This window comes from Pseudomonas sp. HT11, from assembly GCF_044875395.1.
Lineage (GTDB): Bacteria > Pseudomonadota > Gammaproteobacteria > Pseudomonadales > Pseudomonadaceae > Aquipseudomonas.
Map to the genome: position 1 here is coordinate 4,006,533 of NZ_CP173217.1, position 16,756 is coordinate 4,023,288.

12 protein-coding genes are annotated in these 16,756 nt (G+C 60.7%); 9 read left to right on the top strand and 3 right to left on the bottom strand.

Features of this window, described 5'->3' with window-relative positions; all coding sequences use genetic code 11:
- The first annotated feature begins 156 nt into the window (after positions 1-156).
- From ABWL43_RS18480 to ABWL43_RS18505, 6 genes are all read left to right on the top strand, one after another.
- Positions 157-3,378 carry an efflux RND transporter permease subunit gene (locus ABWL43_RS18480; protein WP_404483493.1) on the top strand — a complete coding sequence of 1,074 codons (3,222 nt, stop codon included), beginning with the start codon at positions 157-159 and terminating at the stop codon, positions 3,376-3,378.
- Complete coding sequence (locus ABWL43_RS18485; protein WP_404483495.1) at positions 3,368-4,534, top strand: efflux RND transporter periplasmic adaptor subunit; 1,167 nt, start codon at positions 3,368-3,370, stop codon at positions 4,532-4,534. Before ABWL43_RS18480 ends, ABWL43_RS18485 begins: the two co-directional genes overlap by 11 nt.
- The gene (locus tag ABWL43_RS18490) at positions 4,518-5,948 is read left to right on the top strand and encodes an efflux transporter outer membrane subunit (protein WP_404483497.1); all 1,431 of its coding nucleotides are present in this window, start codon (positions 4,518-4,520) and stop codon (positions 5,946-5,948) included. Before ABWL43_RS18485 ends, ABWL43_RS18490 begins: the two co-directional genes overlap by 17 nt.
- 175 nt (positions 5,949-6,123) lie before the next feature.
- The gene (locus tag ABWL43_RS18495; RefSeq protein WP_014717988.1) at positions 6,124-6,426 is read left to right on the top strand and encodes a transposase; all 303 of its coding nucleotides are present in this window, start codon (positions 6,124-6,126) and stop codon (positions 6,424-6,426) included.
- Positions 6,427-6,434: 8 nt separating this feature from the next.
- Positions 6,435-7,259 (top strand): IS3 family transposase, encoded by an 825-nt coding sequence (locus tag ABWL43_RS18500; protein WP_404488431.1) that lies wholly within the window; start codon positions 6,435-6,437, stop codon positions 7,257-7,259.
- Between the two features lie 349 nt (positions 7,260-7,608).
- Positions 7,609-8,067, top strand: a complete 459-nt coding sequence (locus tag ABWL43_RS18505) for an REP-associated tyrosine transposase (protein WP_404483498.1) — start codon at positions 7,609-7,611, stop codon at positions 8,065-8,067.
- A 124-nt stretch (positions 8,068-8,191) separates the two neighbouring features.
- On the opposite strand, the gene ABWL43_RS18510 is transcribed toward ABWL43_RS18505, so the two are convergent.
- The gene (locus ABWL43_RS18510) at positions 8,192-9,475 is read right to left on the bottom strand and encodes a Zn-dependent hydrolase (protein WP_404483500.1); all 1,284 of its coding nucleotides are present in this window, start codon (positions 9,473-9,475) and stop codon (positions 8,192-8,194) included.
- A gap of 178 nt (positions 9,476-9,653) precedes the next feature.
- A complete protein-coding gene (locus tag ABWL43_RS18515) occupies positions 9,654-11,141 on the bottom strand; it encodes an NCS1 family nucleobase:cation symporter-1 (RefSeq protein ID WP_404483502.1) in 1,488 nt (495 codons plus the stop codon).
- Between the two features lie 589 nt (positions 11,142-11,730).
- On the opposite strand from ABWL43_RS18515, the gene hydA reads away from it, so the two are divergent.
- From hydA to preA, 3 genes are all read left to right on the top strand, one after another.
- Positions 11,731-13,170, top strand: a complete 1,440-nt coding sequence (gene hydA, locus ABWL43_RS18520) for a dihydropyrimidinase (RefSeq protein WP_404483504.1) — start codon at positions 11,731-11,733, stop codon at positions 13,168-13,170.
- A 146-nt stretch (positions 13,171-13,316) separates the two neighbouring features.
- A complete protein-coding gene (locus ABWL43_RS18525; protein WP_242199307.1) occupies positions 13,317-14,684 on the top strand; it encodes an NAD(P)-dependent oxidoreductase in 1,368 nt (455 codons plus the stop codon).
- Positions 14,684-15,958 carry an NAD-dependent dihydropyrimidine dehydrogenase subunit PreA gene (preA, locus tag ABWL43_RS18530; protein ID WP_145163767.1) on the top strand — a complete coding sequence of 425 codons (1,275 nt, stop codon included), beginning with the start codon at positions 14,684-14,686 and terminating at the stop codon, positions 15,956-15,958. Before ABWL43_RS18525 ends, preA begins: the two co-directional genes overlap by 1 nt.
- 110 nt (positions 15,959-16,068) lie before the next feature.
- Here the strand turns inward: preA and ABWL43_RS18535 are convergent, their stop codons facing one another.
- The gene (locus ABWL43_RS18535; protein WP_145163765.1) at positions 16,069-16,689 is read right to left on the bottom strand and encodes a TetR/AcrR family transcriptional regulator; all 621 of its coding nucleotides are present in this window, start codon (positions 16,687-16,689) and stop codon (positions 16,069-16,071) included.
- Positions 16,690-16,756: the final 67 nt, after the last annotated feature.

The window sequence follows — 16,756 nt, forward strand, 5'->3', positions numbered from 1 at the left end:
AAGCTTGGAGAGCTGCCCTTTGTAGAACAAATGAATACATATGAAACGATCTTCAGCCGTTAACTAAATGTTCCTTCACCTGGCTGAAAGGTGCGTGTTAGGTGGGTCGGGCAAGACTGCCGGGGTTTGCAATTCTGCTCCCTCGGAGGTTCACGCATGCTCGGGCTGGTAAAGACCGCACTGCAAAAGCCGTACACGTTTATCGTGTTGGCCATATTCATCTGTATCGTCGGGCCGATGGCGGCCCTGAAAACCCCTACGGATGTTTTCCCCGATATCGGCATCCCCGTCGTCGCGGTGGTCTGGCAGTACAACGGCCTGTCGCCGGACGCCATGGCCGGTCGGGTGATCTACACCTACGAACGCTCCCTGAGCACCACCGTCAACGACATCGAACACATCGAATCGCAATCGCTGCCCGGCATGGGCATCGTCAAAATCTTCTTCCAGCCTGGGGTGGACATCCGCACCGCCAACGCGCAAGTGACCGCGGTGTCACAAACCGTGCTCAAGCAGATGCCACCGGGCATCACGCCACCGCTGATCCTCAACTACAGCGCCTCGACGGTGCCGATCCTGCAAATGGCGTTCTCCAGCCCCAGCCTTTCGGAAGCCAAGATCCGTGACCTGGTGCAGAACAACATTCGCCTGCCGCTGAGCGCCCTGCCCGGCCTGGCCATGCCCACGCCAATGGGCGGCAAGCAGCGCCAGATCACCCTCGACCTCGACCCGCAAGCCCTGGCGGCCAAAGGCTTGTCGGCGCAGGACGTGGGCAACGCCCTGGCGCTGCAGAACCAGATCATCCCGGTGGGCACCGCCAAGCTCGGCCCCAACGAATACACGATCCTGCTCAACAACAGCCCCAAGGCGATTGATGAACTCAACGACCTGCCGATCAAGACGGTCGATGGCGCGCTGATCACCATCGGCCAAGTGGCTCACGTGCGTGACGGCTCGCCGCCGCAGACCAACATCGTGCGCGTCGACGGCCACCGCGCGGTGCTGATGCCGGCGTTGAAAAACGGCAGCATCTCGACCTTGTCGATCATCGACGGCATCCGCCAGATGTTGCCGCGCATCAACGAAACCCTGCCGCCGTCGCTGAAGACCTCGCTGCTGGGCGACGCCTCGGTGTTCGTCAAGCAATCGGTGGGCAGCGTGGCTCAGGAAGGCATTATCGCCGCGCTGCTGACCAGTGCGATGATCCTGCTGTTCCTCGGCAGCTGGCGTTCGACGCTGATCATCGCCGCGTCGATTCCCTTGGCCGTGCTGTCGGCGATCGCGCTGCTGGCGGTCACCGGGCAAACCCTCAACGTCATGACCCTGGGCGGGCTGGCGCTGGCGGTGGGGATTCTGGTGGACGACGCCACGGTCACCATCGAAAACATCAACTGGCACCTGGAACAAGGCAAGGCGGTGAAGACCGCGATCCTCGACGGCGCCGCACAAATCGTCGGCCCGGCGTTCGTCTCGCTGCTGTGTATCTGCATCGTGTTCGTGCCGATGTTCCTGCTGCAAGGCATCGCCGGCTATCTGTTCCGGCCGATGGCGCTGGCGGTGATTTTCGCCATGGCCAGCTCGTTCATCCTTTCGCGCACCCTGGTGCCGACCCTGGCGATGTTCCTGCTCAAGCCGCACACACCGGAACAAGGCGCTGGGCATCACCCCGAAGATGCATTCATCAACCACCACGAAGGCGATCAGCACAAGAAACCGCGTAACGCCGTGCTGCAATCGGTGCTCAATTTTCAGCAAGGCTTCGAGCGCCACTTCTCGAATATTCGCGACACTTACCACGGCTTGCTGATTCTCGCGTTGGGCAACCGCAAGCGCTTTATCGTCGGCTTCCTGGCCTGCGTGCTTGCCTCTTTCCTGCTGCTGCCCAGCCTGGGCCAGGACTTCTTCCCGGCCACCGACGCCGGCGCCCTCGCCCTTCACGTGCGTTTGCCGCTGGGCACGCGGATTGAAGAAAGCGCCGCCGCCTTCGACCGGATTGAAGCGCGGATTCGCGAAGTGATACCCGCCGAAGAACTCGACACCATCGTCGACAACATCGGCATTCCGCTCAGCGGCATCGACATGGCCTACAGCAGCAGCGGCACCATCGGCCCGCAGGATGGCGACATCCAGGTCACGCTGAAAAAAGACCACGCGCCCACCGCCGACTACGTGAAAAAACTGCGTGAAGCCTTGCCGGAAAGCTTCCCCGGCAGCCACTTCGCGTTCCTGCCGGCGGACATCAGCAGCCAAATCCTCAACTTCGGCGCACCGGCCCCGCTGGACGTGAAAATCTCCGGGCGCAGCGATGAAGAAAACCGCACCTACGCGCTCGAACTCGAACGTCGCCTTTCGCACATTCCGGGCATCGCCGACCTGCGCATCCAGCAGTCCACCGGCTACCCATCGCTGCAAGTTAACGTTGATCGCATGCGCGCCAATGGCCTGGGCATCACCGAGCGTGACGTGACCAACAGCATGGTCGCCTCCCTCGCCGGCAGCTCGCAAACCGCGCCGACCTTCTGGCTCAACCCGGCCAACGGCGTGTCGTACTCCATCGTGGCGGCAACGCCGCAATACCGCCTCGACAGCCTGCCGTCACTGGAAGCCTTGCCGGTCACCGGGGCCGATGGCCAGTCACAAATTCTCGGCGGCGTAGCCACCATCGAACGCGTGCAAAGCCCGGCAGTGGTGACCCACTACAACATCGAACCCACCCTGGACCTGTATGCCAACGTGCAAGGCCGCGACCTCGGCGGCGTGGCGCGCGATGTGCAAAAAGTGCTGGATGACACTGCCTCCATGCGCCCCAAAGGCGCAGTGATCAGCTTGCATGGGCAGATCGATGCGCTGCACGAGGCCTTCAGTGGTTTGAGCTTCGGCCTGCTTGGCGCCGTGGTGCTGATCTACTTGCTGATCGTGGTCAACTTTCAGTCGTGGGCCGACCCGTTCGTGATCATTACCGCCTTGCCGGCCGCGCTGGCGGGCATCGTGTGGATGCTGTTCCTCAGCGGCACCTCGCTGTCGGTGCCGGCGTTGACCGGGGCCATCCTGTGCATGGGCGTGGCCACCGCCAACTCGATCCTGGTGGTGAGCTTCTGCCGTGAACGCCTGGCCGAACATGGCGATGCGTTGAAGGCCGCGATGGAGGCCGGTTACACGCGCTTTCGGCCAGTGTGCATGACGGCTCTGGCGATGATCATCGGCATGTTGCCGCTGGCGTTGTCCGAAGAGCAGAACTCGCCCCTTGGCCGGGCGGTGATTGGCGGCTTGATCTTCGCCACCGTCGCCACCCTGTTGTTTGTACCCGTGGTCTTCAGCCTGGTCCACGGTCGTCACCCTACTCGCGCTGCTGCTGGAGAAACTTCACATGTCGTCTGATCACAACCCCTCGCGCAAGCGTCTGATGCTCATGGGTGTCGGCGGCCTGACACTGGCCGCCCTGTTGGTCGCCAACGGCCTGCACGCCCGCACGATGCACGAACAATCGGTGAGTGCCTGGACCGAAACCGCCGCCATCCCGCAAGTGATGGTGTTCCAGCCCAAACAAAACGTGGCCGGCGACACCTTGCGCCTGCCCGCGCACCTTGAGGCCTGGAGCAAGGCGCCGATCCATGCACGCGTCAGCGGCTACTTGAAGGACTGGAAAGCCGACATCGGCACCCAGGTCAAAGCCGGGCAAGTGCTCGCCGAAATCGACAGCCCCGACCTCGACCAGCAAATGGCGCAGACCCACGCGCGGCTGGTGCAGGAGCAAGCCAACGCGCGCCTGGCCGAAACCACCGCCACGCGCTGGCAGAACCTGTTGGCCAGCCATTCGGTGTCGCGTCAGGAGGCCGATGAAAAAACCTCCAACGCTGCCGCCGCCAAAGCCAATGCCGAGGCGGCCGCCGCCGACTACGCACGCCTGTCGGCACTGGAAAGCTACAAGACCATCCGCGCGCCGTTCGCCGGCACCATCACCGCGCGCAATACCGATATTGGCCAGTTGATCAAGGCTGATACCGACAGCGACCCGGAGCTGTTCAACATTGCCGATACCCATCAACTCAGACTTTACGTGCCCGTGCCGCAGAACTATGCAGCCGTGATCCATCCAGGGTTAGAAGCCGAGCTGACGGTGCCCGAGCACCCCGGCGAGCACTTCAAGGCGCGCCTGATCGGCGACTCCACCGCCATCGACCGCCGCTCCGGCACCCTGCTTGCGCAGTTCGTCGCCGACAACCCCAACGGCGAATTGCTGCCCGGTGATTACGCCGAAGCCACGCTGCCCATTCCAGCGGATACCCACGGCGTGAGCATCCCGGCCAGCGCACTGATCTTCCGCGCCCAAGGTACCCAGGTTGCGGTGCTGGACGCGCAAAATCACGTGCACCTGCAAGGCATCCACATCGGCCTCGACCTCGGCGAACGGCTGGTGATCGACCAAGGTTTGAAACCCGCCGACCGCGTGGTCGACAACCCGCCCGATGCCCTGCGCGAAGGCGACCCCGTGCAACTGGCCGACGCCGGAGGTGCGCATGCGCCCAAGGCTTAAACCCCTGGCGGCGTTGATGCTGCTGCTGTTGCAGGGCTGCTCGATGGCGCCCACCTACAAGGTGCCGTCGGTGGACCTGCCGGCCAGCTATCGCGAACAGACCAGCGATGGCCCGTGGCACAGCGCGCAGCCTTCCGACCAACTGGCGCCCGAGTGGTGGAAGCTCTACAACGACCCGCGCCTGACTGACCTGCAACAGCAACTGCTCAAGGCCAACCCGGATCTGGCGGCGGCATTGGCGCATTTCGATGCGTCCCAGGCGTATGCCAGCCAGTTGCACGCCGGGTTGTTCCCGCAAATTACCGCCAGTGCGCAGCCGCTGCGTCAGCGGCAATCGGACACACGACCACTGCGCGGGGATACGCAGCCGTCGGTGTACAACAGCAATACGGCGGGTTTCTCGCTGAGCTACGACCTGGACCTGTGGGGCAAGATTCGCAACCAGGTCGCGGCTGGCGATGCCCAGGCGCAAGCATCCGGCGATGATTTGGCGGTGGCGCGCCTGAGCCTGCAGCACCAGTTGGCGACGCTGTATGTGCAGCTCAACGGGCTGGATGCGCAGAGCCGGATTCTGAACAGCTCACTGGACGATTTCAGCCAGGCGTTGCAACTCACGCGCAGCCGTTACGAAGGCCAGATTGCCTCGGAGCTGGACCTCACCCGTGCGCAAAACCAACTGGCCGAAGCCAAGGCGCAACTGGACGAAGTGCGCGGGCAACGCAACCTGACCGAACACGCGATTGGCGAATTGGTGGGTGTGGCGGCCAGTACCTTCAGCTTGCCGCCCAGCCAGCAATTGATTGCGCTGCCAGGGATTCCATCGCAGCTGCCCAGCCACCTGTTGCAACGGCGCCCAGACATCGCGGCGGCGGAACGCCGAGTGTTTGCTGCCAATGCCAACATCGGCGTGGCGAAGGCCGCGTGGTACCCGGACTTCAGCTTGACCGGGTTGATTGGCGGGCAAACTCAGGGGGTTGGCAACCTGCTGTCCGCCGGTAACCGCTATTGGGCGCTGGGGCCGTTGGTGAACTTGCCGATCTTTGATGGCGGACGCTTGAGTGCCAATGAACGTGAGGCCAAAGCCGAGTTTGAAGAGGCGTCGGCGCAATACCGCAGCCATGTGCTCAAAGCCGTGCGCGAGGTGGAAGACAACCTAGCGCAGCTAAGGGATTTGCAGCAGGAAGCGCAGGACGAACAAGCGGCGGCGGATGCGGCAGAGCATACGCAGTCACTGGCGATGAACAGCTATCAGGCGGGAGCCGTGAGTTACCTGGATGTGGTGACGGCGCAGACAGCGGCGTTGCAGGCGCAGAGGACGTTGCAGGCGGTGCAGACGCGGCAGTTGCAGGCGAGTGTGGGGCTGGTGACGGCGCTCGGCGGTGGATGGCAACCGGGCGCCGCAGATCGCTCGTAGGTTCAGCTCGGTTCCAGATGTGAGAGGGGGCTTGCCCCTCTCACAGGGGTTCTGCGCCAGACACACAATGTATGAACACCTCAGATCCAATGTGGGAGGGGGCTTGAACTGGCCTAATGATTTTGGACACTTCAATCGGGCGCTATGATGGCGCTCAAATCTGAGGTGTTTGGCTATGCGTAAATCTTATTCGAGTGAGTTCAAGCTCAAGGCCGCCAGCATGGTGCTGGATGAAGGTCAGCCTGTTACCGAGGTCTGTGCCAGCCTGGATATTGGCCCTACGGCCCTGCGTCGCTGGGTCGATCAAGTGCAAAAAGAACGCTTGGGTTCTACTCCGGTGGGGGCCAAGGCGATTACCGCTGATCAACGAGAAATCCAGAGGCTCAAAGCTCTGCTCAGGGAGAAAGACCTGGACATTGAAATCCTAAAAAAGGCCAGTGCTCTCCTGCTTTTGGACGCCAAAGATCATTCACGCTGATCGAGGAGCTGGACGAGCAGTACGGCGTTAGAAGGTGTTGCCGCGCGTTCGGGGTCAACCGCAGTAGCTTTTACGCCTGGCGCCAGCGCCAAGGAAAAGAAAATCCTGAGCGAGAGAAACTCAAAGCCGCGCTGGTCAGGCATCACAAGGCGTCGAGAGAATCGGCGGGCGCACGTACTTTGGCCAAAGAGCTGCAAGCTAGAGGGCATCGTGTCGGTCGGTACATGGTTCGCAGTCTGATGCGCGAAGCAGGCATCGCCAGTCGTCAGCGCAGGCGTCATAAATACAAGTCGCCGGGTGTAGAGGCCTTGGTGGCACCGCATGTGCTCAAGCGGAAATTTGATGTGACGGCGGTTAATCAGGTGTGGTGTGGCGACGTGACTTACATCAAGGTCGGCAAGCGATGGTTGTACTTCGCCGTCGTTCTGGATTTGTACGCTCGTAGGATCGTTGGCTGGTCGTTCTCGATGATTTCTGATGCCAACCTGACCTGCGAAGCGCTACGTATGGCGGTGGAGCTACGCGGCCATCCTCAGGATGTGTTGTTTCATTCTGACCAAGGTTGTCAGTACACCAGTCATAAATTCCGAAATGAGCTGCTGAAACAGGGGTTTAGGCAGAGTATGAGCCGTAAAGGCGAGTGTTGGGACAACGCCCCGATGGAGCGTTTCTTTGGTAGCTTGAAATCAGAGTGGGTGCCTGAAAAGGGCTACAAACTGGAGCATGAGGCCCGGGCAGACGTGCAGCGCTATGTCTCGCGCTACAACATCAGCAGACCTCACAGCTACAACGACTACCGGTCGCCGGTCGCGCAAGAGCGATTGACGGCGTAAACCTTAATCGGTGTCCAAGATTACTTGACCAGTTCAGCTTGCCCCCGATGGCGGTGTGCCATAAGGCTTATTTGTATCTGATACACCGCTATCGGGGGCAAGCCCCCTCCCACAGGGGTTCTGCGTCAGATACACAATGTATTAACACCTCAGATCCAATTTGGGAGGGGGCTTGCCCTCTCACAGGGGGTCTGCGCCAGACACACAATGTATGAACACCTCAGATCCAATGTGGGAGGGGGCTTGCCCCCGATGGCGGCCCTCCAGACACATCCTGCCAAAAGCCTGTCGATCACTCCTGGATTACCCGATCTAGCCTCTCAACACCCACCCAGAGAGAGGCCAAGGGATGCCTGACTTACCCGCTTCACACCGCCTGCGTATTGGACGCTTCAGCGAACCCAACCGCATCTACCTCATCACCACCAACACTCACGAACGTCTTCCCATCTTTAGCAACTTCCACCTGGGTCGCCTGGTGGTCTGGCAATTTCGGCTGGCCCAATACCAAGGGCTCGCCAACTCCCTGGCGTGGGTGATCATGCCGGACCATTTCCACTGGATTATCGAACTGCAAAAAGGCTCGCTGGCAGATTTGATGCGGCATGTGAAATCCAAGAGCACGCGGTCGGTCAATGGCGCAAGTGGGCGCAAGGGAAGGCTCTGGCAGGAAAGTTTCCATGACCGCGCGCTGCGCAGGGAGGATGACGTGGTGAAGATGGCCAGGTATGTGGTGGCCAATCCACTGCGGGCCGGGTTGGTGCAACGGATTGGCGACTACCCGTTATGGGACGCAATTTGGGTCTAGCATCCAGCAAACCCGTTCAAATGTGGGAGGGGGCTTGCCCTCGATCGCGGTGTATCAGAGCCAGCTCAGCTAAATGACCCACTGCCATCGGGGGCAAGCCCCTCCCACATTTTTCAACCGCCTGTCAGGCAGCGAGTTTGCCGCTGGCGATCGCCGCCGAAGCGGCCACCATCGCCCTCAACAACACCGCACACCCCGCCGCCAGGTCATCCGGTGCGGCGTTCTCGATTTCGTTGTGGCTGATGCCGCCTTCGCACGGCACAAAGATCATCCCGGCCGGGCCGAGTTCGGCGACGAAGATCGCGTCGTGCCCTGCCCCGCTGACAATGTCCATGTTCGACAGCCCCAGCCCATTCGCCGCATCCCGCACAGCGTCCACGCAGCCTTTATCGAAATACAGCGGCGGGAAATCGGCGGTGGGTTCCAGCTCAAACGTCAGCCCATGCTTGGCACAGGTTTCGTCAATCACCTTGCGCACCTGGGCAATCATCGAATCCAGGCGTGCCGGTTCCAGGTGACGGAAGTCCAGGGTCATGCGCACCTCACCCGGAATCACGTTGCGCGAGCCGGGATACGCCTGCAGGCAACCGACAGTGCCACACGCATGCGGCTGATGCCCCAGCGCCGCCGCATTCACCGCCGCCACCACGGCCGCCGCGCCCACTAACGCATCTTTGCGCAAGTGCATCGGCGTTGGCCCTGCATGCGCCTCAACACCGCGCAGTTTCAGGTCGAACCACTTTTGCCCCAGAGCCCCCAACACCACGCCGATGGTTTTCTTTTCATCCTCAAGAATCGGCCCTTGTTCAATATGCGCCTCGAAGTAAGCCCCGACCTTATGCCCACTGATCGGCCGCGTGCCCGCATAGCCAATTGCATTAAGCGCATCACCCACGCTCACGCCCTCCACATCCACCTTGGCCAAGGTGTCGGCCAGGGTAAATTTCTCGGCAAACACGCCAGAGCCCATCATGCACGGCGGAAAGCGTGAGCCTTCTTCGTTGGTCCACACCACCACTTCCAGCGGTGCTTCGGTTTCGATCTTGAGGTCATTGAGGGTGCGCAGCACTTCCACGCCCGCCAACACGCCGAAGCAACCGTCGAACTTGCCACCCGTGGGCTGGGTGTCGATATGGCTGCCCGTCATCACTGGCGGCAAGTCGGGATTGCGACCCGGGCGACGGGCGAAGATGTTGCCGATGCCGTCGATGGTCACGGTGCAACCGGCTTCCTCGCACCACTGCACAAACAGGTCACGGGCTTTGCGATCGAGGTCGGTGAGGGCCAGTCGGCACACGCCGCCTTTGGGTGTGGCGCCGAATTTGGCCAGGTCCATCAGCGACTGCCACAAGCGATCGCGGTTGATGTGCTGATGGGTGGATTGCAGAACGTCGATGGCAGCGTTCATGGGGGTCTCCTCAGGCTACATTTCTTATGAATTGACGCGATTCCAACGGTTGGAAATGGGGTCTGAAATGTGGGAGCGGGCTTGCTCGCGAAGGGTCGTGTCAGTCGCTGCAAATGTCGGCTGGAAGACCGCATTCGCGGGCAAGCCCGCTCCCACATTTGGATTGCATTTCAACCTTTTACAGGGGTGTTTTTACTGCGAGCGGCAAGGCTCTGCGCTTGGCATTCAACCCGTAATACAACAACCCGCCCAACGCCGATCCGGTAAACCAGCCATAGCTGTAGAACCAGCTGAACGCGTCACTGCCCAGCGACAGCAAGGTCAGCACCACCGGCACGCCGAAGGCGATAAAACCGCTCCAGTTCCACGCCGGGTACACGTCGTCACGGTACAAACCGGCCAGGTCGAGCTGCTGTTTGCGGGTGATGAAGTAGTCCACCACCATGATCCCGGCAATCGGCCCCAGCAGGCTTGAATAGCCCAGCAACCAGTTCGAATACACGGTTTCCAGGCTCACGTCCGAGACGATCAGCCCGAGTTTTTTCAACAGTTCGTGGCCCATCAACGCAAGCCCCACCAGGCCAGTGAGGATCACCGCAGTGGTGCGGTTGATCAGCTTGGGCGCGATGTTCTGGAAGTCGTTGGTCGGTGAGACGATGTTCGCCGCAGTGTTGGTGGACAAGGTGGCGATGATGATCAGCAGCATCGCGATGGCCACCCACACCGGGCTCTGGATGTGCCCGATCAAGGTCACCGGGTCGGAGACGCTGACGCCCACCAGTTTCACCGACGCGGCGGTCATGATCACGCCAAGGGCCGCGAACAGGAACATGGTCAGCGGCAGGCCGAAAATCTGCCCGAGAATCTGGTCCTTCTGACTTTTGGCGTAGCGGCTGAAGTCAGGAATATTCAGCGACAACGTCGCCCAGAAACCCACCATCGCCGTGAGCCCCGCCATGAAGTAACCGGTGAGGCTCGCGCCTTCGGGGCGCTTGGGTGGAATCGCCATCAGCTCGCTGAGTGACACATTCGGCATCGCCCACACCAGCAGGCCGATCCCCACCGCCACCAGCAACGGCGCAGACAGGGTTTCGAGGCGTTTGATCGACTCGGCGCCGCGCAGCACCACCCACAGGTTCAGGCACCAGAAAATCATGAAGCCGATGACCTCACCCGTACCGCCAAGGGATTTCCAGCCCTCGAAAATCGAGCCCAGAAACAGGTGAATCGCCAGCCCGCCGAACATCGTCTGGATACCAAACCAGCCACACGCCACCAGCGCGCGAATCAGGCACGGCACGTTGGAGCCCAGGATGCCAAACGACGAACGCAACAAGACGGGAAACGGAATGCCGTACTTGGTGCCGGGAAACGCGTTAAGGGTCAGCGGGATCAGCACCACGATATTGGCCAGCAAAATCGCCATCAGCGCCTCGCCCACCGACAAGCCAAAGTAGGCGGTGAGCACCCCGCCGAGCGTGTAAGTAGGCACGCAGATCGACATGCCGACCCACAGCGCGGTGATGTGCCACTTGTTCCAGGTGCGTTCGTGCACCTTGGTCGGTGCCATGTCGTGGTTGTAGCGGGGGCTGTCGAGGACGTCGGCGCCGGCGTCGAGTTCGTACAGGCCGTTGCGTTCAATGACTTGCGATCTGTTCTGTTGCATGGCCGCTCCACGGTTTTTTCGAATTATTGTTGCTCACCCAACGCTGAGCGCAGGGTGGCCGGAGTACCTCGTAAACAACATGACATCACGGGCCCGGCCAGCCGCCACTGCACTCAATAACCGTGCCGACCTGCCACCGTGAACCCGCACCGCTTATATAACATGCTGATGTTAATCACCTTTCCGATTGCGCCTTCGGAACTTGCCGCATCACTCAGGCTAAATAATGCGAAGTTGCCGAACTGTCAGGACTCAATCTGGTGCAACACAATTATTTTTATTTCCTACTGCCGTCAAGGGGCATGTCTCAAGCGTCTGATTTGCAATAAGAAATTTTGCTCACATTAAGAACCTGTCAAGTGCGTCAAAATGGTGAACGGCCGCCACATTTTGGTGAATTTATATTTTTATCTTTATAAATCAATTAGTTAAACGCGATATAAGCTTATAAAAAATCTTCTTGCTCATTCGAAAAACTCGGGCTAGTTTCTATTCCTGTCACCGATGACAGGATTTAATTGATCATCGGCAAGCAGCATTACAACACTTAGAACTGGCACAAGCCGGTCAAGCCTGTGAGGAACTCGACATGTCGCTGTTGATCCGTGGCGCCACCGTTATTACCCATGATGAAAGTTACCGCGCCGATGTGTTTTGCGCAGGCGGTCTAATTCGCGCTATTGGCACGGATCTGGATACTCCCGCCGGCACTGAAATACTCGATGGCAGTGGCCAATACTTGATGCCCGGCGGCATCGATCCGCATACGCACATGCAATTGCCCTTCATGGGCACCGTGGCCAGTGAAGACTTTTTCAGTGGCACCGCGGCAGGTCTGGCGGGCGGCACCACCTCGATCATCGACTTTGTGATTCCCAACCCGCAGCAATCCTTGATGGAAGCTTTCCACCAGTGGCGCGGCTGGGCGCAAAAGTCTGCCTGCGACTACGGCTTTCACGTGGCGATCACTTGGTGGAGCGAGCAGGTGCGCGAGGAAATGGCCGAGCTGGTCAGCCACCACGGCATCAACAGCTTCAAGCATTTCATGGCCTACAAGAATGCGATCATGGCGGCCGATGACACCCTGGTCGCCAGCTTTGAGCGCTGCCTGGAACTCGGCGCAGTGCCGACGGTGCACGCAGAAAACGGTGAGCTGGTGTATCACCTGCAACGCAAGCTGATGGCCCAGGGCATCACCGGGCCGGAAGCGCACCCGCTGTCGCGCCCGTCCCAGGTCGAAGGCGAGGCCGCCAGCCGTGCGATTCGTATCGCCGAAACCATCGGCACGCCGCTGTACCTGGTGCACGTATCGACCAAGGAGGCGCTGGATGAAATCACCTACGCCCGTGGCAAGGGCCAGGCGGTGTACGGCGAAGTGCTCGCCGGCCACCTGCTGCTCGACGACAGCGTTTACCAACACCCTGACTGGCAAACCGCCGCCGGCTACGTGATGAGCCCGCCCTTCCGCCCGCGCGGGCATCAAGAGGCGCTGTGGCACGGCCTGCAATCGGGCAACCTGCACACCACCGCCACCGACCATTGCTGCTTCTGCGCCGAGCAAAAAGCCGCCGGCCGTGACGATTTCAGCAAAATCCCCAACGGCACTGCCGGTATCGAAGACCGCATGGCGTTGCTGTGGCACGAAGGCGTCAACACCGGGCGTCTGTCGATGCAGGAGTTTGTTGCGCTGACCTCCACCAACACCGCGAAGATCTTCAATCTTTACCCACGCAAAGGTGCGATTCGCGTGGGTGCCGATGCTGACTTGGTGCTGTGGGACCCCGAGGGCACACGGACGATTTCGGCCAAGACCCACCATCAGAAAGTCGATTTCAACATCTTCGAAGGCAAGACCGTACGCGGCGTGCCGAGCCACACCATCAGCCAGGGCAAGCTGGTCTGGACCGACGGCGACCTGCGCGCCGAACGCGGCGCCGGGCGGTATGTAGAACGCCCGGCGTATCCGTCGGTGTTTGAGCAGTTGAGCAAGCGGGCGGAGCATTCCAGGCCTGTAGCTGTGAAACGCTGATACTGCCAATCGCGGGCAAGCCCGCTCCCACATTTGATCGGGTTCACACAACCCAACTGTGGGAGCTGGCTTGCCTGCGATGAGGCCAGTCCAAGCGACAAAAAAATCAATGCCCGCCAGAGGCAAAAAACCGTGAGGCCAAAACCGTGATCCAGACCCTGACCCACCTCCCCCATCCCCATGAAGATGGGCCGACACTCGCCAGCCATTTCACCGACCTGGCGCCGCCCCTCAATGCCCGCCAGGCTGCACTTGAAGCCTCGCGCTGCCTGTATTGCTACGACGCGCCGTGCGTAAATGCATGCCCCAGCGAGATCGACATCCCGTCGTTCATCCGCAATATCCACACTGAAAACGTCCAGGGCGCCGCGCAGAAGATTCTTTCGGCCAACATCCTCGGCGGCAGCTGCGCACGGGTTTGCCCCACCGAAATTCTGTGCCAGCAAGCCTGCGTGCGTAACAACGCCGAAGAATGCGCGCCGGTGCTGATCGGGCTATTGCAACGCTACGCCATCGACAACGCGCACTTCAGCGAACACCCCTTCCAGCGCGCCGCCCCGACCGGCAAGCGCATCGCCGTGGTCGGCGCCGGGCCTGCGGGGTTGGCCTGTGCCCATCGCGCCGCCCTGCACGGCCATGATGTGGTGATTTTCGAAGCGCGGGAAAAGGCCGGTGGCCTGAATGAATACGGGATCGCCAAGTACAAACTGGTGGATGACTTTGCCCAGAAGGAGCTGGATTTCCTGCTCGAGATTGGCGGCATCGAAATCCGCCACGGCCAGCGCCTGGGTGACAACCTGACCTTGAGCGAACTGCACCAGCAATTCGACTCCGTGTTTCTTGGCCTCGGCCTCGCCGCCAGCAAACAGCTCGGCCTGCCACACGAGGACGCTCCGGGCCTGCTTGCCGCCACCGACTACATCCGCGAACTGCGCCAGGCCGATGACCTTAGCCAACTGCCGCTGGCCGACCGCTGCATCGTGCTTGGCGCGGGCAACACCGCCATCGACATGGCCGTGCAAATGGCCCGCCTCGGCGCCCGCGATGTGAACCTGGTGTACCGCCGTGGCTTGGCGGACATGGGCGCCACCCACCATGAGCAGGACATCGCCAAGGCCAATCAGGTGCGCCTGCTGACCTGGGCCCAACCCGAAGAAGTGTTGCTGGATGATCAAGGCCACGTGCGCGGCATGCGCTTCGCTCGCACACGCATGGACAACGGCCGCCTGCACCCTACCGGCGAGACCTTCGAACTGGCAGCCGATGCGATTTTCAAAGCCATCGGTCAGGGCTTCGACAATGAGGCATTGCACGATCCGCTGGCCCAGCAACTGCACCGCGTGGGCGAACGCATCTTTGTTGACGAACACCTGCGCACCAGCATTCCCGGGGTGTACGCCGGCGGCGATTGCGTCAGCCTGGGCCAGGACCTCACCGTGCAGGCGGTACAACACGGCAAGCTGGCGGCTGAAGCCATGCACGCCCAACTCATGCTGAATGTGGAGGCTGCGTAATGGCCGATCTCTCGATTGTGTTCGCCGGTATCAAAGCCCCCAACCCGTTCTGGCTGGCCTCCGCACCGCCCACCGACAAGGCCTACAACGTGGTCCGCGCCTTTGAAGCCGGCTGGGGCGGCGTGGTCTGGAAAACCCTCGGTGAAGACCCGGCGGCGGTCAACGTGTCCTCACGCTATTCCGCGCACTACGGCGCCAACCGTGAAGTATTGGGCATCAACAATATCGAGTTGATCACCGACCGCTCGCTGGAGATCAACCTGCGCGAAATCACCCAGGTGAAAAAGGACTGGCCGGACCGCGCGCTGATTGTGTCGCTGATGGTGCCCTGTGTTGAAGAATCCTGGAAAAACATCCTGCCGCTGGTGGAAGCCACCGGCTGCGACGGCATCGAGCTGAACTTCGGTTGCCCCCACGGCATGCCCGAACGGGGCATGGGCGCAGCGGTCGGCCAGGTGCCGGAGTACGTGGAACAGGTGACGCGCTGGTGCAAGACGTATTGCTCGCTGCCGGTGATCGTCAAGCTCACGCCAAATATCACCGACATCCGCGTGGCGGCGCGTGCGGCGTATCGCGGCGGTGCGGACGCGGTGTCGCTGATCAACACCATCAACTCCATCACCAGTGTCGACCTTGAGCGCATGGTCGCCCTGCCGGTGGTCGGCACCCAAAGTACCCATGGCGGGTATTGCGGCTCGGCCGTCAAGCCGATCGCGTTGAACATGGTCGCGGAAATCGCCCGCGACCCGCAGACCCAAGGCCTGCCGATCTGCGGGATTGGCGGCATCGGCAACTGGCGCGACGCGGCGGAATTCGTCGCGCTGGGTTGCGGCGCGGTGCAGGTGTGCACGGCGGCCATGTTGCATGGGTTTCGGATTGTGGAAGAGATGAAGGACGGGCTGTCGCGGTGGATGGACAGCCAAGGCTACAAAAGCCTGCAGGAATTTTCCGGGCGCGCGGTGGGTAATACCACCGATTGGAAGTACCTGGATATCAATTATCAGGTGATTGCCAAGATTGACCAGGAGGCCTGCATTGGCTGTGGGCGTTGCCACATTGCCTGTGAGGACACGTCGCACCAGGCTATCGCGAGCTTGAAGCAAGTGGATGGCACGCATAAATACGAGGTGATCGATGATGAGTGCGTGGGCTGCAATCTGTGCCAGATCACCTGCCCGGTGGCCGATTGCATCGAGATGGTGCCGATGGACACGGGCAAGCCGTTTTTGAATTGGACGCAGGACCCACGTAATCCGTATCGGGAGGCTGTGTAGTCCTGTAGACCGCTATCGCAGGCAAGCCAGCTCCCACATTTGATCGGTGAACACATTCAAGTGTGGGAGCTGGCTTGCCTGCGATAGGGCCTTCAGCCTTCACACAAGGCTTAAGGCTCCAACCCAATGCCGCGCAAAATCACCGCGGTCACCGTCTGAATCGCCTTTTCGAACTGCATGTCCGACAACGGCTGGTGATCATTCAGAATCTTCACCTGGTGATCAAAGTCGGCATAGTGCTGGGTCGATGCCCAGATCATGTACAGCAGGCTCGACGGCTCCACCGGCAGGATGCGTTTGTCCTCCACCCACTGGCGAATTTTCGCTTCTTTCATCTTGGCCCAGTCGTACAGGCTTTCGTCCAGCGCCTCACCGAGCGTCGGCGCGCCGTGGATAATTTCGTTGGCCCAGACTTTCGAGCCATACGGCCGCGTACGCGAGCGCTGCATCTTGGCGCGGATGTAGCTGCTGAGCACCACCCGCGGGTCATCGAAGGTTTCAAAGCTCAAGGCATCCTGCTTCCACACCTCCAGCAGGTCGAACAGCACCGCGCTGTACAGTTCGCTTTTGGTGGTGAAGTAGTAATGCAGGTTGGAGCGTGGCAGTTGCACTTCTTCAGCGATGTCAGCCATGGCGGTGCTGCCGTAGCCTTTTTCAGCGAAGATTTTCTCCGCCGCCAGCAGGATTTTTTCGACGTTGACCCGCCGAATTCCGATCTTGTGATTGCCCATAAGGGCTCCCCGACAACAACATGGCCTCAAGACTACCATCGGCTCTAGATCGCGGCGACAAGGCATA